This is a genomic window from Pseudarthrobacter sp. NIBRBAC000502772 (assembly GCF_006517235.1).
Lineage (GTDB): Bacteria > Actinomycetota > Actinomycetes > Actinomycetales > Micrococcaceae > Arthrobacter.
Genome location: NZ_CP041188.1, coordinates 3,881,253 through 3,905,402, shown reverse-complemented (window position 1 = coordinate 3,905,402; position 24,150 = coordinate 3,881,253). Strand labels below are relative to the sequence as shown.

28 protein-coding genes are annotated in these 24,150 nt (G+C 61.1%); 9 read left to right on the top strand and 19 right to left on the bottom strand.

Annotated features, from left to right (window positions below; translation table 11 throughout):
* Window positions 1-52: 52 nt before the first annotated feature.
* The 8 genes from NIBR502772_RS18050 (at window position 53) to NIBR502772_RS18015 (ending at window position 5,330) form a co-directional block, all read left to right on the top strand.
* Entirely contained in the window at window positions 53-1,015 is a 963-nt protein-coding gene (locus NIBR502772_RS18050; protein ID WP_141141208.1) for a P1 family peptidase, read from the top strand.
* Between the two features lie 179 nt (window positions 1,016-1,194).
* Complete coding sequence (gene infA, locus NIBR502772_RS18045; RefSeq protein WP_009358723.1) at window positions 1,195-1,416, top strand: translation initiation factor IF-1; 222 nt, start codon at window positions 1,195-1,197, stop codon at window positions 1,414-1,416.
* A 69-nt stretch (window positions 1,417-1,485) separates the two neighbouring features.
* Window positions 1,486-1,599, top strand: a complete 114-nt coding sequence (rpmJ, locus tag NIBR502772_RS18040) for a 50S ribosomal protein L36 (protein ID WP_009358722.1) — start codon at window positions 1,486-1,488, stop codon at window positions 1,597-1,599.
* Between the two features lie 177 nt (window positions 1,600-1,776).
* Entirely contained in the window at window positions 1,777-2,151 is a 375-nt protein-coding gene (gene rpsM / locus NIBR502772_RS18035; RefSeq protein ID WP_104062624.1) for a 30S ribosomal protein S13, read from the top strand.
* 51 nt (window positions 2,152-2,202) lie between these two features.
* A complete protein-coding gene (rpsK, locus tag NIBR502772_RS18030) occupies window positions 2,203-2,604 on the top strand; it encodes a 30S ribosomal protein S11 (protein ID WP_018769149.1) in 402 nt (133 codons plus the stop codon).
* Between the two features lie 132 nt (window positions 2,605-2,736).
* The gene (locus NIBR502772_RS18025) at window positions 2,737-3,747 is read left to right on the top strand and encodes a DNA-directed RNA polymerase subunit alpha (protein WP_056344331.1); all 1,011 of its coding nucleotides are present in this window, start codon (window positions 2,737-2,739) and stop codon (window positions 3,745-3,747) included.
* Between the two features lie 77 nt (window positions 3,748-3,824).
* A complete protein-coding gene (gene rplQ / locus NIBR502772_RS18020; protein ID WP_141141207.1) occupies window positions 3,825-4,406 on the top strand; it encodes a 50S ribosomal protein L17 in 582 nt (193 codons plus the stop codon).
* Window positions 4,407-4,484: 78 nt separating this feature from the next.
* Window positions 4,485-5,330, top strand: a complete 846-nt coding sequence (locus NIBR502772_RS18015) for a tRNA pseudouridine(38-40) synthase TruA (RefSeq protein WP_141141206.1) — start codon at window positions 4,485-4,487, stop codon at window positions 5,328-5,330.
* 95 nt (window positions 5,331-5,425) lie between these two features.
* Here NIBR502772_RS18015 and NIBR502772_RS18010 read toward each other — a convergent pair whose 3' ends face one another.
* The gene (locus NIBR502772_RS18010) at window positions 5,426-7,087 is read right to left on the bottom strand and encodes a cell wall metabolism sensor histidine kinase WalK (protein WP_141141205.1); all 1,662 of its coding nucleotides are present in this window, start codon (window positions 7,085-7,087) and stop codon (window positions 5,426-5,428) included.
* A 255-nt stretch (window positions 7,088-7,342) separates the two neighbouring features.
* On the opposite strand from NIBR502772_RS18010, the gene NIBR502772_RS18005 reads away from it, so the two are divergent.
* Window positions 7,343-8,146 (top strand): response regulator transcription factor, encoded by an 804-nt coding sequence (locus tag NIBR502772_RS18005; protein WP_141141204.1) that lies wholly within the window; start codon window positions 7,343-7,345, stop codon window positions 8,144-8,146.
* A gap of 4 nt (window positions 8,147-8,150) precedes the next feature.
* On the opposite strand, the gene NIBR502772_RS18000 is transcribed toward NIBR502772_RS18005, so the two are convergent.
* The 18 genes from NIBR502772_RS18000 to NIBR502772_RS17915 form a co-directional block, all read right to left on the bottom strand.
* The gene (locus tag NIBR502772_RS18000) at window positions 8,151-8,615 is read right to left on the bottom strand and encodes an Hpt domain-containing protein (protein ID WP_246848578.1); all 465 of its coding nucleotides are present in this window, start codon (window positions 8,613-8,615) and stop codon (window positions 8,151-8,153) included.
* A gap of 92 nt (window positions 8,616-8,707) precedes the next feature.
* The gene (locus NIBR502772_RS17995; protein ID WP_141142148.1) at window positions 8,708-9,592 is read right to left on the bottom strand and encodes a type II secretion system F family protein; all 885 of its coding nucleotides are present in this window, start codon (window positions 9,590-9,592) and stop codon (window positions 8,708-8,710) included.
* Between the two features lie 7 nt (window positions 9,593-9,599).
* On the bottom strand, window positions 9,600-10,535 hold the full coding sequence (locus NIBR502772_RS17990; RefSeq protein ID WP_141141203.1) for a type II secretion system F family protein: 936 nt from the start codon (window positions 10,533-10,535) through the stop codon (window positions 9,600-9,602).
* Entirely contained in the window at window positions 10,532-12,049 is a 1,518-nt protein-coding gene (locus NIBR502772_RS17985) for a CpaF family protein (protein ID WP_141141202.1), read from the bottom strand. The genes NIBR502772_RS17990 and NIBR502772_RS17985 overlap by 4 nt, the downstream gene beginning before the upstream one ends.
* Window positions 12,049-13,245, bottom strand: coding sequence for an AAA family ATPase (locus NIBR502772_RS17980; RefSeq protein ID WP_141141201.1), 1,197 nt, complete (start codon window positions 13,243-13,245; stop codon window positions 12,049-12,051). Before NIBR502772_RS17980 ends, NIBR502772_RS17985 begins: the two co-directional genes overlap by 1 nt.
* A complete protein-coding gene (locus NIBR502772_RS17975) occupies window positions 13,242-14,000 on the bottom strand; it encodes a Flp pilus assembly protein CpaB (RefSeq protein ID WP_168223570.1) in 759 nt (252 codons plus the stop codon). The genes NIBR502772_RS17980 and NIBR502772_RS17975 overlap by 4 nt, the downstream gene beginning before the upstream one ends.
* Before the next feature lie 38 nt (window positions 14,001-14,038).
* Window positions 14,039-15,079, bottom strand: a complete 1,041-nt coding sequence (locus NIBR502772_RS17970) for a pilus assembly protein TadG-related protein (protein WP_246848577.1) — start codon at window positions 15,077-15,079, stop codon at window positions 14,039-14,041.
* Window positions 15,067-15,438: a TadE/TadG family type IV pilus assembly protein gene (locus tag NIBR502772_RS17965; RefSeq protein WP_141141200.1), complete on the bottom strand. Its 372-nt coding sequence runs from the start codon at window positions 15,436-15,438 to the stop codon at window positions 15,067-15,069. Before NIBR502772_RS17965 ends, NIBR502772_RS17970 begins: the two co-directional genes overlap by 13 nt.
* A 119-nt stretch (window positions 15,439-15,557) precedes the next feature.
* A complete protein-coding gene (locus tag NIBR502772_RS17960; RefSeq protein ID WP_141141199.1) occupies window positions 15,558-15,758 on the bottom strand; it encodes a Flp family type IVb pilin in 201 nt (66 codons plus the stop codon).
* Between the two features lie 264 nt (window positions 15,759-16,022).
* The gene (locus NIBR502772_RS17955; protein ID WP_141141198.1) at window positions 16,023-16,901 is read right to left on the bottom strand and encodes a type II secretion system F family protein; all 879 of its coding nucleotides are present in this window, start codon (window positions 16,899-16,901) and stop codon (window positions 16,023-16,025) included.
* Window positions 16,902-16,911: 10 nt separating this feature from the next.
* Window positions 16,912-17,853: a type II secretion system F family protein gene (locus NIBR502772_RS17950; protein ID WP_141141197.1), complete on the bottom strand. Its 942-nt coding sequence runs from the start codon at window positions 17,851-17,853 to the stop codon at window positions 16,912-16,914.
* Window positions 17,854-17,856: 3 nt separating this feature from the next.
* Window positions 17,857-19,179: a CpaF family protein gene (locus NIBR502772_RS17945; RefSeq protein WP_246848576.1), complete on the bottom strand. Its 1,323-nt coding sequence runs from the start codon at window positions 19,177-19,179 to the stop codon at window positions 17,857-17,859.
* 149 nt (window positions 19,180-19,328) lie between these two features.
* Window positions 19,329-20,528, bottom strand: coding sequence for an AAA family ATPase (locus NIBR502772_RS17940; RefSeq protein WP_141141195.1), 1,200 nt, complete (start codon window positions 20,526-20,528; stop codon window positions 19,329-19,331).
* Window positions 20,528-21,310 carry a Flp pilus assembly protein CpaB gene (locus NIBR502772_RS17935; RefSeq protein WP_141141194.1) on the bottom strand — a complete coding sequence of 261 codons (783 nt, stop codon included), beginning with the start codon at window positions 21,308-21,310 and terminating at the stop codon, window positions 20,528-20,530. The genes NIBR502772_RS17940 and NIBR502772_RS17935 overlap by 1 nt, the downstream gene beginning before the upstream one ends.
* 57 nt (window positions 21,311-21,367) lie before the next feature.
* The gene (locus tag NIBR502772_RS17930) at window positions 21,368-22,429 is read right to left on the bottom strand and encodes a TadE/TadG family type IV pilus assembly protein (RefSeq protein WP_141141193.1); all 1,062 of its coding nucleotides are present in this window, start codon (window positions 22,427-22,429) and stop codon (window positions 21,368-21,370) included.
* Window positions 22,417-22,824: a TadE/TadG family type IV pilus assembly protein gene (locus NIBR502772_RS17925; RefSeq protein WP_141141192.1), complete on the bottom strand. Its 408-nt coding sequence runs from the start codon at window positions 22,822-22,824 to the stop codon at window positions 22,417-22,419. The genes NIBR502772_RS17930 and NIBR502772_RS17925 overlap by 13 nt, the downstream gene beginning before the upstream one ends.
* A gap of 125 nt (window positions 22,825-22,949) precedes the next feature.
* Window positions 22,950-23,144 (bottom strand): Flp family type IVb pilin, encoded by a 195-nt coding sequence (locus NIBR502772_RS17920; protein WP_168223569.1) that lies wholly within the window; start codon window positions 23,142-23,144, stop codon window positions 22,950-22,952.
* Window positions 23,145-23,424: 280 nt separating this feature from the next.
* On the bottom strand, window positions 23,425-24,048 hold the full coding sequence (locus NIBR502772_RS17915; RefSeq protein WP_246848575.1) for a prepilin peptidase: 624 nt from the start codon (window positions 24,046-24,048) through the stop codon (window positions 23,425-23,427).
* Between the last annotated feature and the right edge of the window lie 102 nt (window positions 24,049-24,150).

Genomic DNA, 24,150 nt, shown 5'->3' with positions numbered 1-24,150 from the left:
CAGTCCCGGGTTTCGACAAGCTCAACCACCGGGCGCAGGGCAGAATGGAGCCATGGGAGCAATCACGGATGTGCCGGGAATCAGGGTTGGCCATGAGCAGAAGACCGGCGACGGCTGGCTGACGGGAGTCACCGTGGTGCTGCCGCCACCGGGCACTGTCGGGTCGGTGGACGTCCGTGGCGGTGGCCCGGGCACGCATGAGACTGACGCGCTGGATCCCACCACGCTGGTGTCCACGGTGGACGCCGTGGTCCTCACCGGCGGCAGCGCCTACGGGCTGGTCTCGGCCCACGGTGCACAGCGTTGGTGCGAGGAAAACGGCCGGGGATTCGCCGTCACCGGGGGAGTGGTGCCGATCGTTCCCGCCGCCGCGATCTTCGACCTGGGCCGGGGAGGCGACTTCTCAGCGCGCCCGACGGCGGACATGGGCTATGCGGCCATCGTCGCCGCTGCTGCGGAAACGGACGGGCACGACGTCGGACGCGGCAGCGTAGGCGCCGGCACCGGAGCGATGATCGGACGCGGACAGTTCAAGGGTGGGGTGGGGACGGCATCGGTCACGCTTGAGAACGGCGTGGTTGTTGGGGCGCTTGCCGTGGTGAACGCTCTGGGGTTTCCCGTGGAGGCACTTCCGGGGAATCCCGAACCCTCCGCGCGCTCGGTCGTGCCTCCCTTAGACGCGCGCTTCCGGGTTCCGGAACCTGCCGACCGTGATGGCGGCCCACCGCCGCTCAATACGACTCTCGTTGTTGTTGCTACGAATGCTGTCTTGGACCCCGCCGAGTGCTATCGGACTGCTTCTGCTGCGCATGCTGGGCTGGCCCGGGCGCTCAATCCGTCGCACACGTTGGCTGATGGGGATACTGTTTTTTGCCTTGCCACTGGTGAGGTGGCTTTGGACCGGAGTACTGAAACTGCCCGGCAGGTGAGTCTCATTACCCTGCAGAGTGCGGCAGCCGACGTCGTACGCTTGGCGATCCTCGAAGGGATTTCGGCAAGCTCGATTTCCGGGTAAGGTGTGTGCTTTCATATTTAGTTTGGACTTTCTACCCACTTACAGTAAAGTGGTTTGTTGGTTGTCTGCCCAGCTGTGCCCTGTTTGGGGCCGGAGGTGATGACCGATCCAACAAAAACGTTCGTGGTCATGTCCGGTGCAATCCGGCAGGGCTGCGGCAACAACAGTTAGCGGAGGGTATGGCCAAGAAGGACGGGGTCATTGAGATCGAAGGCGTTGTGACTGAGGCGCTGCCTAACGCGATGTTTCGCGTTGAGCTGACCAACAAGCACATCGTACTCGCGCACATCTCAGGCAAGATGCGCCAGCACTACATCAGGATTCTCCCTGAGGACCGGGTAGTGGTGGAACTGAGCCCTTATGACCTCACTCGGGGTCGTATCGTCTACCGCTACAAGTAAATTCTGGGCGGCATCAGCGTGAGCTGACGGCTGCACCAGTTGACCAACTGCCACACGCAAAGGAACGCCATGAAGGTCAAGCCGAGCGTCAAGCAGATCTGCGAAAAGTGCAAAGTGATCCGCCGTAATGGCCGGGTCATGGTGATCTGCGAGAACCCGCGCCACAAGCAGCGCCAGGGCTAATTTCCTTCCCTGAAGGAAATCCTGGGTTGCTAACCCACGCAAGTAAATAAAAGGCAGCACAAGCTGAACTGGGACGTATGAGCCCGGACAGCTAACCCCCGGTCGGAGGCTGGGGCCGCACAGAACGTGCGGGTGTACTGCCTACGACCTCCGGTTTATTCAAGGAGCACTGCCACTATGGCTCGTCTCGCTGGCGTAGACATTCCCCGCGAAAAGCGGTTGGAAATTGCGCTTACTTACATCTACGGCGTGGGCAAGACCCGTGCACACGAAACCCTGGCTGCCACTGGCATCAGCGCTGACGTCCGCGTTAAGGACCTCACCGATTCCCAGCTGGTAGAACTTCGTGACTACATTGAAGGCAACTACAAGGTTGAGGGTGACCTTCGCCGCGAAGTAGCAGCTGATATCCGCCGCAAGGTTGAAATCGGCAGCTACGAAGGTATTCGCCACCGCAAGGGCCTGCCAGTGCGCGGACAGCGTACGAAGACGAACGCACGTACCCGTAAGGGTCCGAAGCGCACCGTTGCAGGCAAGAAGAAGGCTCGTTAAATCCCTCGGGATTGACTCGTCTTCCCCCAATAACTTTCTGTAGGAGAAAAAATGCCCCCGAAGACTCGTGGCGCGGTTCGCAAGCCGCGTAAGAAGGACAAAAAGAATATCGCGCTGGGCCAGGCGCACATCAAGAGCACTTTTAACAACACGATCGTGTCCATCACGGACCCGAACGGCGCTGTTATCTCTTGGGCTTCCTCAGGTGAGGTTGGCTTCAAGGGCTCACGCAAGTCCACCCCGTTCGCAGCCCAGATGGCTGCCGAAGCTGCTGCCAAGCGTGCGCAGGAGCACGGCATGCGCAAGGTTGACGTTTTCGTCAAGGGACCGGGTTCAGGACGCGAAACCGCAATCCGCTCGCTGCAGGCCGCTGGCCTGGAGGTTGGCTCCATCCAGGACGTCACCCCCGCAGCGCACAACGGCTGCCGTCCGCCGAAGCGCCGCCGCGTCTAAGGCTTTTCCAGCAGCTTGAGCTTGCCCGGACCGTCAATGGTCCGGGCAAGCCCAGCCGCGTTAAGTCTTCAGACCGAATTTCCACCACCTGTGTTGCGTCATATAGCGGATGCTCGCCGAAAGGAAACCTAAGTGCTCATTGCACAGCGCCCCACCCTCTCCGAAGAGGTAGTCTCCGATAACCGCTCGCGTTTCATCATTGAACCGCTGGAACCGGGCTTCGGCTACACCCTCGGAAACTCCCTCCGTCGTACCCTGCTTTCCTCCATCCCCGGTGCCGCTGTAACCAGCATCCGGATCGATGGCGTGCTGCACGAGTTCACCACGGTTCCGGGTGTCAAGGAAGATGTCACTGAGATCATCCTGAACATCAAGAGCCTGTCGGTTTCCTCCGAGCACGACGAGCCGGTTGTGGCTTACCTGCGCAAGCAGGGCCCCGGAGTCGTCACCGCCGCGGACATCGCTCCGCCGGCCGGCGTCGAATTCCACAACCCGGATCTGCACATTGCCACGCTGAACTCGAAGGGCAAGTTCGAACTCGAACTGACCATCGAGCGCGGCCGCGGCTACGTTTCGGCAGCTCAGAACAAGTCCGGCGACTCCGAGATCGGCCGTATCCCGGTCGACTCGATCTACTCGCCGGTACTGAAGGTTACTTTCCGCGTGGAAGCAACCCGTGTTGAGCAGCGCACCGACTTCGACAAGCTCATTGTCGACGTCGAGACCAAGCAGGCCATCGCCCCGCGCGATGCTGTTGCTTCCGCAGGTACCACCCTGGTGGAACTCTTCGGTCTGGCCCGCGAGCTGAACACCGCAGCTGAAGGTATCGAGATTGGCCCGTCGCCGACGGATGCTGCCCTGGCAGCGGACATGGCACTGCCGATCGAGGATCTGGACCTCACCGTCCGTTCCTACAACTGCCTCAAGCGTGAGGGCATCCACACCGTGGGTGAACTCGTTGCACGCTCCGAGGCTGACCTCATGGACATCCGTAACTTCGGTGCGAAGTCCATTGACGAGGTCAAGGCAAAGCTGGTTGAACTGGGCCTGTCCCTCAAGGACTCGCCTCCCGGTTTTGACCTCGCAGCACGCGCCGCAGCAATTGAAGAGGACGACGCCGCTTTCGGCGACGACGAACTCTAACAAACAGATCTTGGCCGGCTGGCTGGATGCACCACGGTGTGCGCAGCCTACTGGCTTCCATATGAGGAGAAACTATTATGCCTACCCCCGCTAAGGGTCCGCGCCTCGGAGGCGGAGCGGCTCACGAGCGTCTTATGCTCGCGAACCTGTCCGCCGCACTGTTCGAGCACAAGCGGATCACCACCACGGTGACCAAGGCCAAGCGACTGAAGCCGTACGCCGAGCGCCTGGTGACTTTCGCCAAGCGTGGCGACCTGGCTTCCCGCCGCCGTGTACTCGGCCTGATCAGCAACAAGGGCATCGTCCACGAGCTGTTCACCGACATTGCACAGGCAGTGGAGAACCGCAACGGCGGCTACACCCGCATCACCAAGATCGGCAACCGCAAGGGCGACAACGCTCCCATGGCTGTCATCGAACTGGTTCTCGAGCCCGTTTCCGCCAAGCAGGCCGTTGTGGCCGAGGCTACCCAGGCTGCCGCCAAGGCTGCTCCGGTTGCTGAGCCTGTCGAAACCGAAGCTCCCGAGGCTGAGGTCGTCGAGACCGAAGCTCCCGAGGCTCCTGAAGCTGAGACGGAAGCTGCAACCGAAGAGGCTCCGGCCAAGAAGGCTGCCAAGGCTCCCGCTGCTAAGAAGAAGGACGAGGACGAAGCGAAGTAATTCGCCAATTCCGTCGCATAGACTTAGGTCTATGAACCACCAAAAACCCGCTGCCCCCGTTTTGGGGGCGGCGGGTTTTTGCGTGTCCGGTTTGATTTATCGTACGACGGCGGCCCCTTCAATGGGTGGGCAGTGCAGCCGGGATTGCGGACCGTCCAGGGCATCCTGGAAGAGGCGCTGGCGCTATTGATCCGCCGGCCCATCCGGGTCACCGTGGCGGGACGTACCGACGCCGGCGTGCACGCCCGCGGCCAGGTGGTCCACCTGGACCTGACTGAGGCCGAGTGGCTGAAGCTGCCTCGCGGGCACGAACTGGACCCCGCCGTCGCATTCTTACGTCGGATTCGTGGCGCCCTCAGCAGGGGGCTGGGGGACCTGAGCGGGGCCATCGAGGTTCACCTGGTGTCCTTGGCACCCGTGGGGTTCGATGCCAGGTTCTCCGCGCTGTGGCGGCGGTACAGCTACCGCATCGCGGACGGACCTGCCCTGTGGGATCCGCTCGAACGGTACTTCACGCTCTGGCACCAAAGCCCCCTGGACGTGGACCTGTTGAACGCGGGTGCCGTGCAGCTGCTAGGGCTGCAGAACTTCCTGTCCTACTGCAAGCCGCGGGAGGGTGCCACCACCGTCCGTGAGCTGCAGCGCTTCGAGTTCCACCGCGGTGAGGACGGCGTCATTGTGGCCACCGTCCAGGCCGACGCCTTCTGCCACAACATGGTGCGGTCCCTGGTTGGCTCGGCCTTGTTCGTAGGGGAAGGCATCGAGGAGCCGGGCTGGCTGCACGATCGCCTGCTGGCGAAGAAGCGGGACGCCAAGTCCGTGCTGGCTGCCCCGCACCCGCTGGTCCTTGAAGAAGTGGCCTACCCGTCCGACGACGAGATGCTGGCCCGCGCCGAGCTGACCCGGGCAGTCCGGAAGCACTGACCCCTGACCCCATCGATTGCTCCGTCAGCGCCCTTTTGGGCCTTGAAAAGGGCTCCTATGGAGCAATCGATGAGGGTTCCGGGATTTCGGCAGGCTCAGCTACCGGATTCGACGGGCAGGGTCATGGTGAATGTGCTGCCGCTGCCCAGGGCGCTGGCGCAGGCGATGGCACCGCCGTGGCGTTCCAGGATGGTCTTGGTGATGGAGAGGCCCAGCCCGGCTCCCGGGATGGCTGCATCCCGGGCCGACTCGGCACGGAAGAAGCGGCTGAAGACCTTGGCCGCATCCTCCGGTGCCATGCCCATGCCGGTGTCGCGGACAACAAGCTTGACCCAGTCCTCGGTGCCGGCTGCGCTGATGGTCACAGTGCCGCCGTCGGGGGAGTACTTGATGGCGTTCGAGACCAGGTTGTCCAGTGCCTGCCCGATGCGCAGCGGGTCGGCGAAGGCCCAGAGCGGTGAGGGCACGTCGGCCACCAGGGCTACGGCTGACCGCTCCGCGTGTGCCTGGGCTGAGCCGATACTGGTCTCCACCAGGCCGGAAATATCGGTCCGTTTCGGGTGGACGTTCAGGGCGGCGGAGGCCTCGAGCGTCAGGTCCGAGACCAGGGCAAGCAGCCGTTCGGAGTTGCGCTGCACCACGGCCAGGCGTTGGACCGTGAGGGCGGAGAGCCCGTCGCTGTCCTCGAGCACCAGGTCGATGTTGCCCAGGATGGAATTCAGCGGCGACCGGAATTCGTGGGACACGTTCGACACCAGTTCCTCGTTCGCGGCAATGGCTTCAACCAGCCCCGTCACGTCGCTGTAGACGACCACCGCTCCGGTGAGGCGGCCGTCGTCGTCCGTTAACGGCCTGGCGGCGGTGGACACCGCGCGCTGCTGTGGAACATCGCCAATCCAGACGAGATAGTCCGCGAACGATTCACCCTCGACGGCGCGCCGGAGGGGACGCTTGTCCGGCGGGAGGGGAGTCACTTTGTCCTGGGCGAAGACCCGCTGTTCGCTGTGGTCGGCAGGCACGGCGCCGGTGGGTGCTGCAGCCTGCTGCCACCGGCGCATCATGTTGTTGGCCAGCAGCTGGTCACCGTTCGAATCGACGGCAACAATGCCGACGTCGGTAGCGTCCAGGATGGTCATCAGGAGTTTCTCGCGTTCCCGGCTCGCGGCGAGCAGCTCCCGCAGTTCCTGGCCCATGGCTTGCAGCTCGCGCTGCTGGACGCGCATGTTGGCGCTGGCGAAGCGAATGGCGAGTGAAACAGCCAGCATAACGAGGGGGAAAAGAACGAGGGCCGTGATGTCCGATGCCGTGAGGTTGGGGAATTTTGCGGCCGTTGTGGGGAGCATTATTAGGAGCGGCCCCAGAGCGCTCAGTACGAGGCTTGTGCGGACCATGATCCCGGAAGCGGCCATCCAAATGACCGGAAATACGACCAGAATTGCCAGGCCCGGGAGAAGGGGCGCGGCACCATTTCGCAGCAGTGCGATCGCGAGCAGGTCCAGAACCGGAATTACCAAGTACGAGCTATGGGGCAGTCGCTCCCAAGGAGTGAGGAAACAGGCCACAAAAAGAATGAGGTGAAGGGCGATTGCTGCCATGTAGAGGGGACTGACCAGTAAGGATGGCCAGGTAAAGGGTGTCATCACGCCGAGGACGGTGACAATCAGCGACAGCGGAAGCTGGCACAACGCAACCTGCGTCCGGGGGCCAAGTTTCTTGAAATAGAGCGCCACCGCCCGGGGCGAGGGACGTATGGGCATAGGGGATCTCCAACTTTCGTGACGGCCCCCATTCCGTCCCCAATGAATTGATGCAGCCGAATATCTGAAGGCTGACGCGGTCTATCTTCAGAATCCGGATATGCATGTGTTGTCATGGTAATTGACTTTCCAAAACTAATCTCTGGAAGGCGTGTTATCTGCCGTTCATACTTGTACCGTATAGAGAGTTGGAGTGGTTGAGGGGATTGGCGCTGGGCTGATGGGGGCCTCTTCCACCTGGCATCGGGGATAGACATGGAAGATCTTGGGGTAGCAGTAGTAATCGAGGACGACGCCGATGTGCGGAACCTCCTTGAGGGGATCCTCCGTCAGGCCGGTTTTGAGGTCCATACCGCCGTCGATGGGAGGGACGGCGTTGAAGCGGTGCGGCACAACAAGGCCCAGGTGGTCACGCTGGACATCGGCCTTCCGGACATTGACGGGTTTGAGGTCCTGCGGCGCATCCGGAATTTCAGTGATGCCTACGTAGTAATGCTGACCGGCCGGACCGAGGAACCCGATCTGCTCTCGGCCCTGAACGCCGGTGCGGACGACTACATTGCGAAGCCCTTCAGGCCGCGGGAACTTCGGGCCAGGGTGGCTGCCATGATGCGCAGGCCGCGCCATGAGGTCACCAGTCCACCCCAAGAGGCTACATGGGCCGAGCCTCCGGCCGCGCCGGCGACCTTCACCCACACGGGTGTTCTCCAGCACAACGGGCTCATTCTGAACTACCGGACCCGCACGGTGGTGATTGGGGAGGTCAACCTCGGTCTCACACGCAGTGAGTTCGACCTCTTGCACACTTTGCTCCGCGGCGAAGGGGCAGTATGCACGCGGACGGACCTGGTGCGAGCTGTCCGGGGTGACCTTTATGAGCCCGATGCGTATATCAGTGAGGCTGACGAGCGGGCCGTGGAAGTCCACGTCGGGAACCTGCGCCGCAAGCTTCGGGAGGATCCGATGTCACCGCGCTGGCTTCAGACGGTGCGCGGAGTGGGCTACCGGCTCGCACCGAAGAGGACCGACCTGCAGGGCTGGCCGGGGGCTGCTCACTGAAGGGTTAGTCGTTTTTCAGGATGTAGTTCGCGTGGAGTTCTGAGACTGTACGAAAGCCGTGCTCTGCCAGGGTTGCCAGCAGTGCCTGGCCTTGGACGAAGTCGCTGCGGCGGATGGCATCCTCCAGTGCTTGAGCCAGGACTGACAAACGGATCCCGCCCACCATGGCTGAAGCGATCCGCAGGCTGATGACGGCGTCCAAGGCAACGGGGCGGTCCTCGGTGTGGACCGCTGCCGACAGCCGGCTGAAGCGCTGGTCCCACAAAGACGCGTAATCGCGCGCGAATCCAAGGGCAAGTTCCGGGCCGTCCAGTTCTTCTTCCAGCTCCGCCAGGATGTCCGGTTCGACCCAGCGCATGGCGTCATTGCCCGCCTGGTGCACGCCAGCGCCCACGCCCGCAGCAGCCCCTGCAGCTGACGCTTCGGCAGGGACACCCCCGCTGCTGGAGGTGAGTGGTGGACTATCCATGCTTCAAGGCTACTTCCTGTAGTTACTTCGAAGTCCGTTTTCGGTCTATCCTGTGGAAACCTTGAGTGATCCTTGACCTTGAGTATCCGCCGTCATTGGCTGCTGAATGTGACAACCGTGTTGATGACGGCTGGCCCCAGAATGGCAATAAAGAGCACGGGAAAAATAAAGAACAGCAGCGGAAAGAGGATCATCACGGGCAGTTTCATGGCTTTCTCCTCGGCACGCTGGCGGCGTTTTACCCGCATGACCTTTGCCTGGATGCGCAGGACCCGGCTGATGGCGATGCCGTAGGTATCGGCCTGGATTACGGCTTGGACGAAGCTCCGAAGTTCAGGGATGCTGGTCCGCTCAGCCAATGCCTGGTACGACTCCCGGCGGCTGCGGCCCACCTGCATGTCCTGCAGGGTCCGGACCAGCTCTTCAGCCAACGGACCTTTGCCGTTTTCGCCGGCCCGGGCCATAGCCCCTTCGAAACCGAGGCCGGCTTCCACCGAGATCAGCATCTGGTCAAGCGTGTTGGCCAGCTCCAGCTGCATGGCCTTCTGGCGTTCCGTGCCCTTGCTGTAGAGCATCAGGTCCGGGATAAAGTAACCCAGGAAGAGCAGGAAGATGCCCGCGAGCTTCATGATCGGTGTGCTTCCGACGGCGCTCAGGTAGATCCCGAGGGACGCACCCGCCAGTCCGATGGCGAGCTTGGAGCCCAGGACCTTTCCCAGGGGCATGGAAACTGGCCGTCCTGCCAGCGAAAGGAGCCTGTCCAGGAACGCCACGTAAGCAGGCGGAGTCAGCCGCCGCCCGATGGATTCGAGCACGCTGGTCCTTGGCGGCGCCACAACTCCGGACAGGGCCGCACCTCGGCTCAACAGCTCGGCGGTAGCCACCCGACCTTTCTGATCCGCGGTCAGGAGGGCCCAAGCCAAGCCGGCCACGGGAACGCAGACCAGGAGCACGGATAGAAGAATCAGGGGGTTCATCATGTCTTCAGAACTTCAGGTCGATGATTTTGCGCATCCACAGGCTGCCGATCGTCATGAGGACAAACGAGCCGCCGATCATGGCCCAGCCCAGAGGATGGCCGAACATCGGGTTCATGTAGTCCGGACTGACCGAAAGCAGCATGCCCACAATTCCGAACGGCATGGCAATGAGGATGTAGGCGGAGAACTTGCCTTCCGCGGCCAACGCCTTGATATGGCCTTTGATCTCACTGCGCTCACGGATGGTCTCGTTCACTTGGTCCAGGACTTCCGCCAGGTTTCCGCCCACTTCGCGGTTGATCTGGATAGCCTGGGAAACCCACACGAAGTCCTCGTTCTTCATCCGGAGGGCGGTGTCGTTCAGGGCTGCGAGGAGGTCGCGGCCCAGGCTGGTCTCGGTGATCACGCGCCGCATCTCTTCCGAGGTGGGCTTCTGGGATTCCGCCGCTGCGGCGTCGATGGCGCGAAGGATACTGTGGCCGGCGCGCAGGCCTCCCGAGAGCAGCTGCAGCGTATCGCCGAGCTGCGTATCAAACTTGGCCCGCCGTTTCCCGGACAGATATCCAAGGACCAGATGCCCTACAAAAGGAGAAAGGATTGCGAACAGCAGCCCCACGAGCGGCCCCACGGTGACAATGCCCACCAGGAATCCCACACACATGCCAGCCGCCACCAGAATGAAGAATTCGGACTGGGTCAGCCGGAGACCGGCGTTTTCCAGCTGGGCACGCGAGAAGAGCCGGACGTTGCGTCCTTCGAGCATCCGTTCGAAGGAGGTCACTGCGGACGCTGCGAAGCGCGTCAACGTAGTGGGCGGGTTTGATTCGAACGGACGACGGCGGTCCATCGGCACCTCGGGCGCCCCGGGGGCCAGTACCGCGATGCCGAGGAGGCTGGCAGCCACGAGCAGGACGGCGACCCCAATATGAAGAGCTGTCATTTCATGACCGGGGAGAGGGAGCCGGCAAAGACCGCCGGTGAGACGTGGATGCCGAGGTCTTCGAACCGGTCGATGAAGCGTGGCCTGATGCCGGTGGCCACAGGTTTGCCAAGAAACCGGCCATGGGCGTCCATCCCGGCGGAGTAATCGAAAACGAACGCGTCCTGCAGGGTCACGATGTCCCCTTCCATGCCCTGGACTTCGGTGACATGGGTGATGCGGCGGGTCCCGTCCCGCAGCCTTGAAATCTGGACTATCAAGTTTACGGCGGACGCGATCTGTTCCCGGATGGCACGCAGTGGCAGGTCCATGCCGGCCATCAGCACCAGGGTTTCCAGACGGGCGACGGCGTCGCGGGGTGAATTGGAGTGCACCGTGGAGAGGGAACCGTCGTGGCCGGTGTTCATGGCCTGCAGCATGTCCAGGGATTCGCCCCCACGGACTTCGCCCACCACGATACGGTCAGGGCGCATACGCAACGAGTTCCGGAGAAGTTCGCGGATGGTCACTTCGCCCTTGCCTTCAGTGTTCGGAGGACGGCTCTCAAGCCGGACCACGTGCTGCTGCTGGATCTGCAGCTCCACGGCGTCCTCGATGGTGACGATCCGTTCGTCTGCCGGAAGGAAGGAGGACAGGACGTTGAGTAGGGTCGTCTTGCCGGTGCCGGTGCCGCCGGATACGATGATGTTCAGTTTGGCCTTCACGCAGGCATCCAGCAGCTCAGCCATCTCCGGGGTCAGCGTGCCGAAGTCAATCAGGTTGCGGACCGTCAGGGGGACTTTGCTGAACTTTCGGATGGTCAGCGATGACCCGCCCACGGACAGGGGCGGGATGACGGCGTTGACGCGGGAACCGTCTTCGAGCCGGGCATCCACCAGCGGCGAGGACTCATCGATCCTTCGCCCCACTTTGGACACGATGCGCTCAATCACCTTGCGCAGGTGTTCTTCGGAGCTGAAGCGCGATTCGGTGAGCGTGAGCTTGCCCTTGCGCTCCACGTAGATCTGGTCCATTCGGTTGACCATGATTTCCGTGACGTCCGGATCGTCCAACAACCGCTGCAGCGGGCCGTAACCCAGCACGTCGTCGGCGACATCGCGGACCAGCCGGATGCGCTCCTCCGCAGACAGGGGCACTTGCTCTGCGTCAATGATCAGGGTGAGCTCTTCCTTCGCGGTGCGCCGCAGCTCCTGCTCGGTCACTGACGCGTCGTTGAACCGTGCGCCCATCCGTTCAAACAGTGCACTCGCGGCACGGAGTTTCATTGCGGCAAAAACGTCCACCGGCTGCGCCTTGGGTGCCTGGGGAGCCAGGTCCGGTGAACCGGCATGCGAATGTACGACGGCGGGAGGTTGCGTTCCGGCGGTTTCCGCGACTCGCCCCGCGCTCGCGGTGCGCTCCGGCGCGGTGATGCGTGTCGCCGTCGTGCTGGCAACGGCGGGGTGCACGGCGAGAGCCGGTTGTGCGGCCTGGTTCCGGTCCTGGACGGTTTGGATCCGTTCGGAGAGTTTCACTAGATGACCACCCTTCGGTGCAGCTTGCGTTGGGCCTGGGTCCGCCAGACGGGGTTGAAGCGCTCCACCAACTGTTTGAGGCTCTTGACGGCCGGGTCCTTTTTGGATTCCTGGAGGACGGGGATGCCTCGGTTAGTGGACAGCGCCACGGCGCGGGAACGGGGAATGCTGATGTCCACGGGTGCGCCGATGGTGGATTCCACGTCCTGGACCGTCAGGCCGGCATTGGCATCGGCCATGTTGAGTACCACGTGCCGTGACTCGGGCATGATCTCGAGCTGGCGGAGGACTTCCAGTCCGGACCGGAGGCCGCGGAGGCTGGGGATGTCCATGGCGCTGACCCACACCACGTCGGTGCACTGTTCCAGAGCCGCAATCCCGATCTCGGGGAGACCGGGCGCGGTATCCACCACCACGTACTGGAACTCCCGCGCCAGCTGCTCCAGCAGGTGCGTGACCTGGTCGGGAGTGACGTGGTCCGCGTCCACCGGGTTCGGCGGCGCGCACAGGGCGTAAATTCCGGCCGGGTGAACGGTCAGGAACGCTTTGAGGACTAGGGAGTCCTGCGCGGCGGCAGGGCTGACGGCGTCGGTGACGGTGTGCTCGGGATTGAGGTAGAGGCCGGAGGCAACGTCGCCGAACTGGAGGTCAAGGTCCACGATGACCACGCTCATGGGGGCGATCTGGCCCAGGCCGATGGCGATGTTGGTGGCGAGGGTGGTCTTACCGACTCCGCCCTTGGGGGAGAAGACGCCGACGACGAGTCCCTTGCCGCTGTTTTCCGCAGGCGGTGCGCCGAAGGTCCGGTTGCGGGTGGCGAAGGACTGGCAAGCAAGTTCCAGGATTACGCGGATCTCGGCGGCATCCGCGCCGGGGCTCAGTATGTCCCGGATCCCGGCCCGCATGGCGTGCAAGAGGACGGCGGGATCGGCGTCGCTGACCAGCACGATGCTGAGGCCGGGCAGCTGGACATCGAAGACCTTGGCGAATCGCAGCGCCTCGTCGGGGGAGACGTCCGGCCCGATGATGACGACCTCAGGCTGCTCCTGGTTGAGGAGGGCGAACAGCTCCTGCGGTCCAGCGGGAAGGATGTCCGAGGCGATGGTCTGCACCGAGCCGCGGAGCCCGTTCGCCACGGCCTGGCGTAGTTTGTGGTCGAAATCGATATTGGGGGAGAGGAGGACGAAGCGGCTCATTTGTACACCACTTCCTTACGTTCGATGCGGGGTCCGTTGTCCTGGGCGTCGAGGGGTTCCTTGGTAAGCCAGATGCGGCCGAACTCAGAGGCGAAAACGATCTTCCCGGCGTCGACGTCGTTGACCGCAACCGTGAGCATGAGTGAGCCCTCCGGGAGGGTGGTGTCCTGGGGGTTGGGCTCGCCTTCCGCGGGCTTTTCGGCGGGCTTGGTCTGCGGCGCGCGCTGGACGGCGGTCACGAGGGCCTTGCGGACGGTTAGCTGGCTGGTCTCATCTTCAGGCTTGGCTTTGTAAGCTTTGCTGTCAAACGAAAGGAAGAAGCCCACGTGATCGCCGACGTCGATCCGTCCGCCGACAACCCTTTTCGGCTCAACTTCGAAGGAGACTTCCTGGAAGCCGGCCGGAACTTTCACGGCGCCCTCTGACTTGGCCTCTTCCGGGGCCACAAGCCGTTCGGCGAGAAGCTGCTCGCCGGGGATGAGGGTTACGGCGCTGACCTTGCCTGCGGAGTTGTCCAGGGTGCTGAGCGCAGTGTCCGCGACGCCGGCGGTGGGCACTTTCTCGATAACGAGGGAGGCGGCCATGTCGTTGACCGGGGTGCCGGCCGGGATGGCGGTCTTGACCACCAGGACGTCCACGGGCTTGGTGGTGGCCAGGGCCCGCTGGTCGGCGCCCTGCGCATAGAAGATGATGAGAAGGGCGCCCACAATCGCCAACGCAATCGCAGCCGTTCCTGCCAGCAGGCGAGACTTCACTTGTACTCCTGGGTTGGGGATTGGCGGGTGCGAGTGGGCTACAGAGTCATGCGGGCGATGGTGGCGCCGTACTCGTCCACTGGTCCGAGCGTGTAGCCGTCGGCGAGGGAGACGTACTTGACGAAGCTGCCGATGATTCCGCGACAGTCGCCTTTACATTCAGTGGACGACGTCACGCCGGTGGTTGCAGAGATTTCGCTGCGGAATTCGTAGGGTAGCCCGCTGTTTCCGCTGAACTTCCAGCCGGTGACCTTGAATGCGGCGAATGAGACCATGCCGTAACTGGCGCCGGCGCCAGTGCCGGTAACTTTGTTGAACACTGGAAGCAGGACGATAACCTCGCGTCCAGATGTGATTCCGCTGGCCCAACGGTTGAGTTCGGTGGAGCAGTTGCCGGGGGCGTTGTTCCCTGGATCGCTACCGCCTTCGCTGATGGCGAGGTCGATGGTTCCACCGCAGACGCCAGCATCCTGTGTGAGCCACCCGAAGCCACCCTGGACGGCTGCTCCGGACGGCCCGTAGTCGCAGTCCAAGTTGGCATTCTTGCCGTGTTCCTGAAGGAGTTGCAGTGAACCGTCCACGTGGCCCTTCACCTGGCAGGTGGAGAAGGCGAGTGGGAATGCGGTCCGTCCTGCCTTCGGGCTGCCCCAAACGGCTGAAGCCCGGGCTCCCACCTCTTTGGTGGGGACACCAAGGACGTCTGCAAAGAACAGTGACACCGAGTTGTCGGTGCCGCCGGTTTCCTTGGCCGACGTCTGCACTGCCACAGTCCGGGCTGTCTTGTTCAGGGCGATGGAGTGGACCTTACTCATGCCGTCCAGCGTGTTCTGGTTCGCTAGGCTGCTGGCGAGCGTCGACGTCGTCGAACATAGCGGATCGCTGGCATCACGGGCGCACTTCTGGGCCATGCCGATGGCGGCCGCGTCCGCGCCGCTTTGGAGTTGGGCGCGTTCCGAGTAGATCACTCCGACGTCGACGGCGATCGCCACGGAGCCGAGGAGAACCACCATGAGGAATGCCACGATGACCGTGATCGCACCGCGTTCCTTAGTTTGCTTATCCTTGGTCAGCCGCCGCACAGCATGACTCCTTTTCCTGTCATCGGAAACGGGCCGGCAATGCCGGTGATGGTTGACAGGGTGTACTTGATGGTCAGCGTTACCTGGGTGCCGGTGCTGCAGACGTCGGTGCTTAGCGTGACGTCGGAGGTGGGAATCGCCGTGCTGACGGATGCTGCCGCATTTTTGGCCGCGGTCTTCGCATCGGCGGGGTTGTTGGCGATAGCCATGACGCGCACACCGTCACGGGCGGCATTGGTGAGGGTGATCTGGGCGTTGTAGGCACGCCCGAATTCGATGGTTCCGAGGACGAGCATCAGAAGCAGAGGAAGCAGAATCGCGAACTCGACGGCGGCTGCCCCTCGTTCGTTGTTCTGCATCGGAGGGACCCTTTTCTAGAGCTCGGTGTTCGGCGTAGGCGGGGATTAACTCGACGTGCGGTGCAGGTACGCCTCCTGCACCGCACAAGTCGTGGAGCTTGATGAGACGGAGGGCGACGCTACGGGGTGGTCGGGGCCGTCGTCGGCGTGATTTTGGTGTCGACGGATTCGAAGAGTCCCGTCAGGGTGCCACCCAAGCTGCTAACGGCGACGATGATGACGACGGCGATGAGGGCGACCATGATGCCGTATTCGACGGCTGTGGCGCCCTTTTCTTCGCTGCGAAGGCGGATCATGAGGTTGGTGTAGAGAGAAAGCATTTTCGTACTCCTGAGCGAGTCGGATGGCTGGCCCTGCACCAGCTCTAGAACGAAGTTAGCAATCCTTGATGCGACGTTGATGAGAACTTGCAGCCTCCTGCGCAAAGATTTCTTCGCCTGCGCATTACCTGCGTTTTCCCTTGGCCTTTGCTGTGGTGAAGCTTGGTTGGCCATGTTTCCTCGGACACACAAAACGGACCCCCTCGGTTCTGGGTTCCGAGAGGGTCCGGCATTAGGGGCGCCAGGTGGCGCGGTGGGACGGGCTTAGAGCAGCGTGTTCATGATGTTGATGGCTGCTGGGCCGAGGAGGACGATGAAGAGCACAGGGAAAATGAAAACCAAGAGGGGGAATAGGACTTTGACTGGGAGCTTCATGGCCTTTTCCTCCGCTCGCTGCCGACGCTTTACCCTTGCCTGCTTGGCCTGAGTGCGAAGAACCTTTGCGAGACCAATGCCGTACTTATCGGCTTGGACAACAGCCCGAACAAAGCTCCGCAAATCTGCCACCGAAGACCTGTCTGCGAGGGCTTGGTAAGACTCTTGGCGAGGACGCCCAACTTGCATGTCCTGGAGTGTCCGCATCAGCTCTTGGGCCAGAGGTCCCTCCCCGTACTGCCCGGCCCTAGCCATGGCAGCTTCGAAGCCTAATCCCGCCTCCACAGATATAAGCATTTGGTCGAGGGTGTTCGGCAACTCGAGTTCTATGGCTTCCTGCCGCTTTACCCCCTTGTTGTAGACAAGCAGGTCTGGAACAAAGTAGCCCAGTACGGTCACGAAGAGCCCGATGCCAACATTCTGCGGCGTTGGTGAGTTACGAAAGACCAGAATGCCGAGTACGGCTCCCGCCAGAGCAAGAAGCGGTTTCGCTACGATCAGCTTCTCCAGAGGCATCGACACGGGGCGGCCTGCCAGAGAAAGCCATCGATCCAGTTTTGCTTCGTAGCTGCCAGACGTTAGCCTTTTCGCCATTCCCAGCATCAGGGGAGGACGCGTTGCAGCAAGTGCCCCGTTCTGGGCGAATCCCTGGCCGAGATTTGTCTGGACGGCCAGGGCTCCGCGTCGGTCCAACGTCACAAGCACCCAAGTGAAGTATGCGAGCGGAAGGACAACGGCTGCGATGATAAGCCACGCTATTGGAGTCATGACGGTCTCCTTAGAACTTGATCTTTATAGTGCGGCTCATCCAGAACCCACCAAGGACGAACATGACCAGGCTGACGGCCACCATCACGTTGCCTATGGGCTCCTCAACGAAGACGCTCATGTAGCCCGGATTGATGAACGAAAGCATGACCGCCACAGCAACTGGCATGCCCATGAGGACGACGGCGGACATCTTGCCCTCCGCGCTCAGGGACCGTACCTGGCCTTTTATCTCACTACGTTCGCGTATGGTTCCGGCCACCTGTTCAAGTACCTCGGCAAGGTCGCCACCAACTTCCCTGTTGATCTGGATGGCCTGCCCGATCCAACGAAAGTCCTCGCTGTCCATCCGTACTGCAGTTTCATCCAATGCCTGCCGGAGGTCCATCCCGATGCGGGTTTCGTTAACGATCCTTCGCAACTCTTCAGAGGTGGGCGCCTCGGATTCCAAGCCTGCAGCCTCCATAGACCGCATAACGCTGTGACCCGCGCGCAGCCCGCCAATAAGCATCTGGATGGTGTCAATGAGTTGGGATTCGAACTTGCCGCGGCGTTTGTCAGTGCGGATACTCAGGACAAGACGGGTAATGAACGGCACCGCTGCCCCCATGAGGACGCCGATCACCGGGTTGGTCAGAAGTGCCCCCATGAAACCAGCCAAGAAGGAAACGACTGCCACCATGACGGTGAAATCAGCCGGTCCCATCTTTATGCCGGCGTTGTACAGTAAATTTTGGTTGAAGGGTCCGCCGGATTTGCCGAGGACCCCGCCCATGCCATTGACAACTGATTGTGAAACTCTGCTGAATGATGACTGATCCGGCGCCGACTCGGGACGCCTGCGGTCTGCGGGAATTGCTCCATATCGTGGCTTCAGAACAACAACGAAGAGTACAAGCAATGCGCCGAAGCACGCCACGATGGCAAGTATTAGCACCGTTGGATTCTCCATGACCTACCGCCTCCCCTGTGGATTCATGGCGCCGCCGAACACGGCAGGCGACACGGAGATGCCGAGTTCGGAGAATCGGTCCAAAAACCGGGGACGTATCCCTGTGGAGACGGGTTTGCCGAGGAATCGCCCCTGCGCATCCATTCCCGCGGCATAGTCGAAAAGGAACACGTCCTGCAGAGTCACGATGTCGCCCTCCATTCCCTGGACCTCCGTTACGTGCGTCACGCGGCGGCTCCCGTCCCGAAGTCTGGTCACCTGGATGATGAGATCGACGGCTGACGACACTTGCTCGCGTATGGCTCGGAGCGGCAAGTCCATTCCGGCCATGAGAACCAACGTCTCCAGACGGGCAACGGCGTCGCGTGGAGAATTGGCGTGCACTGTCGATAGGGAACCATCGTGCCCGGTGTTCATCGCCTGAAGCATGTCAAGAGACTCGCCGCTGCGGACCTCACCCACAATGATTCGGTCCGGGCGCATACGGAGCGAATTGCGGACGAGCTCGCGGATGCCGATCGCACCCTTGCCCTCAATGTTCGGCGGCCGGCTCTCTAAACGAACCACGTGCTCTTGCTGCAGCTGAAGTTCGACAGCGTCTTCGATGGTCACGATGCGATCATCCTCTGGGATGAAAGAGGACAATACGTTGAGCAGCGTGGTCTTACCCGTACCTGTTCCGCCGGAAACGATGATGTTCAGCCGGGCCTTGACACACGCACTAAGGAGTTCCGCCATTTCCACCGTTATGGAACCCCACTCAATGAGGTTACGCACCGTCAGCGGCACATGGCTGAACTTACGAATGGTGAGGGACGGGCCATTCACCGCAAGGGGTGGGATGATGGCGTTCACTCGAGAGCCATCCTCCAAACGCGCATCGACGAGGGGCGATGATTCGTCGATCCGGCGGCCTACTTTGGAGACGATACGTTCGATGACTTTCCGAAGATGGTCATCGGAACTGAACCGCGAACCAGTTAGCGATAGGTGGCCGTTTCGCTCAATGTAGATCTGGTCAAATCGATTCACCATGATTTCTGTTACAGATGGATCTTCCAACAGACGCTGAAGCGGCCCAAGGCCCATGACCTCATCCGCAATCTCCCGGATCAACCGGCGCCGTTCTTCCGGCGACAACGGAACTTGTTCATCGTCGATGACCGCCGAAAGCTCCTCGACTGCAGATGCTCGGAGCTCCTCTTCGGACCCTGAGGAATCACCGAACCGGGTTCCCATGCGTTCGAAAAGCGCAAGCGCAGCCCGCTGTTTGAGTCCGGCCAAGGCATCGACAACCGGCGCTGGTGTTCCGTTCAAAGATGCCAACGGTGATCCAAATGATGGGCGGGCCGGCGCTGGCGGCAAGTCCTTAAGCCCCCGCGTTGGCGGAGAGATTTCGACTGCTGTGGCAGCGATGTCTTCTGGGCTGGCTGCGCCGCCGTCGTTGTTTGACCTGGAGAGCCGATCTGAAAGCCTCACGATACAACCACCCTTCGGTGAAGTTTGTTGTGGGTTGAAGACACCCAAAGCGGGTCGAAGCGATCCACAAGCCTCATAAGGCCTTTTGAGGCTGAGTCTCTGGTGGTGCTCTGCAGCACCGGAACGCCGCGATTAGTTGAGAACGGAAGCGTCCGTGAACGTGGAATGATGGCATCTATCGGGACCCCGATAGTGGCCTCGACATCCTGCACTGAGAGTCCGCTTTTCCGGTCCGCAAAGTTAAGTACGGTATGCCTGCCTTGCGGCAGGAGTTGCAGTTCCTTGAGGACACTGAAGGACTTGCGGAGGCCCCGGACGCTTGGCACATCCATCCCACAAACCCAGACGCCATCGGTGGCCTGTTCAAGCGTGGCCAGGACGTGCTCCCCCAGCCCGGGAGCAGTGTCCACAATGACGTACTTGAATTCACCTGCCAGCTGGTTGATCAGGCGGCTGACATGGTCGGCTGTTATGTAGTCAGATTCGGCTGGTGTCCGGGGAGCGCAGAGGGCATAGATGCCTGCGGGATGCACGGTGAGGAACGCCTTGAGGACCATTGAATCCTGGGAGGCAGTGCCGTGTACAGCTTCAGTAATGCAGTGTTCAGGCTCAAGCATGAGCCCCGAAGCCACATCTCCGAACTGTAGGTCGAGGTCCACAATCACCACTCCCATCGGAGCGACCTTGCCCAACCCGATGGCCAGATTTGTGGCCACCGTGGTTTTGCCAACTCCTCCCTTGGGGGACATTACGGCGATGACGCGTCCCCGCTCCTGCCCCGATTCGGCAGCCGGCGCCATTCCCCTACGCCGACTCGCAGAAGCGAGGCACGCGCGTTCGAGGAGGATGCGGAGGTCGTTAACGACGATTTCCGGAGTGACAACGTCTCTGATGCCAGAGTGCATAGCACGAAGCACAAGATCGGGGGTGGGCTCGGCTATAAGCAGGAGGCTGACCTCCGGGTACTGGAGGTCAAAGACTGTTGCCAGCTTCAGCGCGTCGTCTGGTGCTACGCCGGGGCCTAGAATCAGGACTTCCGGTGGTGCTCCGTTGAGCTGCTTGAAGACGTCATCTGGACCACCACGCAGAACGTCCGGAGTAAGTGTCTGCAGTTCGCCGTGCAGGGCGCCGGTTATAGCCTGCCGAACGCGGCCCTCAAAATCCCGAACCGCTGTGATGGCAACAAAGCGGCTCATTAGTACAGCCCACCAAAGGTTGTTACCGGAGGGTCACCCTTCACGCTTGTGTTTGTCTGCTTGGCCAGCCAAATAGTGCCGAACTCAGCGCCAAATACCATCTTGGCTGCATCAGCGTCGCTCCTGGCGACCGTGATGAATGCGGACCCGTTTGGCATCTGGATGCCGTTCTCTGTGGTCCCGGAGCCGTCGTTGCTCCCCGACTTCTTGGTATCGGGTGCCGCCTTCTGCACCGCGGTCACCAAGACATCATGGAATAGAAGTCCCGTGGACTGCTTCCAGCCCTTGACCTCGGCTGGAACAGTGGCGTCGGCCGGCATGCTGTCCTCAGATTTGAAGGATGTGTAGACAGTGACCGTGTCGCCAGCCTCAATTCGGCCGCCGAGGATGCGCTCAGGGGAAAGTAGGAATGTAACCTCCTCCAATCCATCCGGAACGGGAACGGTCCCTGGCACAAGCTCTCGGGGATCGACCAACCGAGAAGCGAGGAGCTGTTCTCCAGGTTCCAGCGCGACGGAGGTAACTTTGCCTGTCTGATCGTTGAGACGCTCAAGCGCTCCTTCGGGAACTGCAGCCTGCGGAATTGCTTCCAACTGGACGAATTTGTTGAGGTCTTCTGCTTTGGTGCCGGCGGGTACGGATTCTTTGACCACCAGCACATTTACGGGTTCGAGTCCTTGCGCTGCTCTAGCGTCGGCGCCCTGCACATAAACCGCGAGTAGTACAGTGCCAATGATTGCCAACACTAGTGCCGCAATGCCTCCCAGTAGGCGAGATTTCACTTGAGTGCTCCTTCTAGAATTGATGCTTGTCGGTTGAACGGGCGGAATTCTTTGGATTCATTCCGAAAGTGCAATTACGGACGCTCCGTAATTAGGTATCCCGCCAGACAGAGACAGTCCCTCTTCTAGAGAGACGAAGCGGGTGAAATAGCCCTGTATGCCGCGGCAGTTGCCACCAGGGCAGTTGGGCGCGAGGGGGTCGAGGTCTGTGAGCGCAGGACCACCGCCGAACTTAAAGCCGGTTACTTGGAACGCGAGAAAGCCAGCCAATTCGTACTGCGTCTTCTGGCCATTCTGGGTGGCATCGGTGAACACCGGAATGAGGACCGGTGAGTCTTTGATCGTCGCCGGCATGTCATGGCAGACATTCGGTAGGTCGTTGCCAGGGTTGCTGCCCACTTCGCTGTTGGCCACGTCGATGTCGGTTGTGCAGCCACTGTCGGTGTCCAACCAGCCAAACCCACCAGGGGCATAGCCGTTATCCGCAGCGCAGCCCGGGTACGTTGGCACATTGTTGTCATAGCGGAAAAGAATGCGAGTGGGAACAGGCAGACCTGTAAAGGTCTGCGTTGAGTTGAATTCGGCAAGCTGCGAGGGCGACAGAAACTGCTTGAACACGCACTCGCTGATTGTCCAGGGCAAAGTCTTCGCTACTGAAGGAGTGCCCCAGGTGGCCTCAGCTCTGGCGTGAATGACGCTGCTCTCATGGCCCAAGACCCGGGCAAAGTACAAGGCGAAGCTATCGTCCGTGGAACCCGGTGCTTGGGCGTTGGTCTCAACGCGAACAGTGTTGGTATTTGGTTGGGTAACCGAGAAAACCCCGCTGGAGGCATCGTTAGCGTTGTCGTCAGCGAGCCGGTTATCAGAGTCAGTCATTGCCGCGGCACAGTTAAGACCTTTTGCGCAATCGCCTGCAATGGCGAGGGCAGTCGCGTCTGCTCCGTTCTGCAACTGAGCTTTCTCTGCATACATGGCTCCGACGTCTACCGCCAGCGCGCCGAAGCCCAGTAGAACCACCATAGAGATTGCAACGAGTACCGCAGCGGCCCCTCGCTCCTTCCCGTGGACTTGTTCGGGACCCTTACCGTCGACCTTCGAAGTCAGGTTCAGCCACCGCATCTCATCACTCCTACTCCTTCGAGCGCCATTGGGAAGATACCTGGAGATCCGAAGAAGCCGGCATCAAGAAAGCCAGAAAGGGAACCAAGCGTGACGCTGGTGGTCACAGTCACATTCGCTCCTGGGGAACAGCTGTCGGCATCGTCGTCAACCGCTACACCCAGCCCTGCTAGGGATGGAGCTGCTGCCAATGCCGTGCCTCCGACATCAAGGTCTGCGTCGTTGTAGTGGATGGCAGCATGGCGGGCGCCCTCACGAGCGGCCTGGGTCAACGAATTCTGAACGTTGAAGACGCGGCCGAATTCCATCGTGCCAATAAGGATGAGTAGGAGTAGCGGGAGGAGAACTGCCATCTCCACCGCCACTGCGCCGCGCTCTTTGTGTTTCGGTTTCAAGACCGTCTCCCAAGGATGAAATTTTCGGCAGGCTAGCAGCCCGTAGTTTTCCTATTAATGAGAGCTGAAGTGCTTCTGGTACCGGTCTTTCAGACCGGTACCAGAAGCATCAGGCAGTGTGTGACTTACGGGAGCTGGCCGTCAACCGCCACGAACAGATCGTTGATGCCAATGCCCAGGATGCCGGCGCCGACTGCGACGATGACCGCGATGAGAGCGACCATCAGGCCGTACTCCACCATCGTCGCTCCCTTTTCAGATGAGAGACGATCCTTGACGCCGGCAACAAAAGCCATCATGGAGACCATAAGAGAAGTCATTTTATTTTCCTTAATTCGATGAAAGTGATTTTTGTGATATTTCAACGAATTTCCAGCTGCCCCCATAATTCTTAGCGGTTGCTGGACTTCGCTAAGAAGAGATTGTCATTGGCGGTTCTAGGCAACAATGCGTAGTTGTACTCGACTTTTTCAGGGGCGCTTTTCGGCACGTACTCGGAACTTAAACGCGAGTACTCAGATTGGTGAACGTAGCCATGGGTGACTACTTGGATTCCGTCTCACTGGCGACTACGGTCGACGCTTGGGACGGATCCCAGGACTAGAAGAACACGAGTCCTATGCCAACGGCGGCGCCGATCATCGACGGCCCATGAGCCACCTCTGACGTGCGTTGCTTGCGGTTTCGTGCCACCACAAGCACGGTAACAAGGCCGTTCAAAATGAACCCCAGAAGGCCGCCGTAGAGGAGCTGGCTCCAACCTAGGTACCCCAAGTAGAGGCCGACTGGAGCCGCGAGCTTGACGTCGCCCATTCCAAGGCTCGCCGGCGAAATTAAAGCCAGAATCAGGTAGACGACAAGGAGAATCGCGGCGCCGACCACTGCGCGCACGAGGTCAGGCCATGGTTGCCCACTAAAGGTGGCCGCTACGAGGCACAAAAGGCCCCCTGCTAATAGGGAAAGAACCACAGGGTTCGGCAACAAATGCAGTGCGACATCAATTCTGGCCAGTTGAACGCCAAGAACGATGAGAAGGATGAATGCCGGCAGTGCGGCGTCGGCGTCGGCCCGGAATGCGAAGGCGGCGCAGAGCGCGGCGGTGATCGCCGCCGTCGTGATCCTTGTTCGCATGCCAGGCAGTGGACCGACGCGGGGGAGAAGTCTGGCAATGAGCAGCTCGGCCACCGGTGAGAGAATGAGTCCCAAGAAGCCGATGACGGCCACGAACAGTGGTCCGGCTGAGCCAGCGTCGCCCCAAGAAGTCACTGCATCCCCTGCTTACGTCGGGCCGGCAGATTGAAGGATGAGCAGCCGGTCACCCCATTT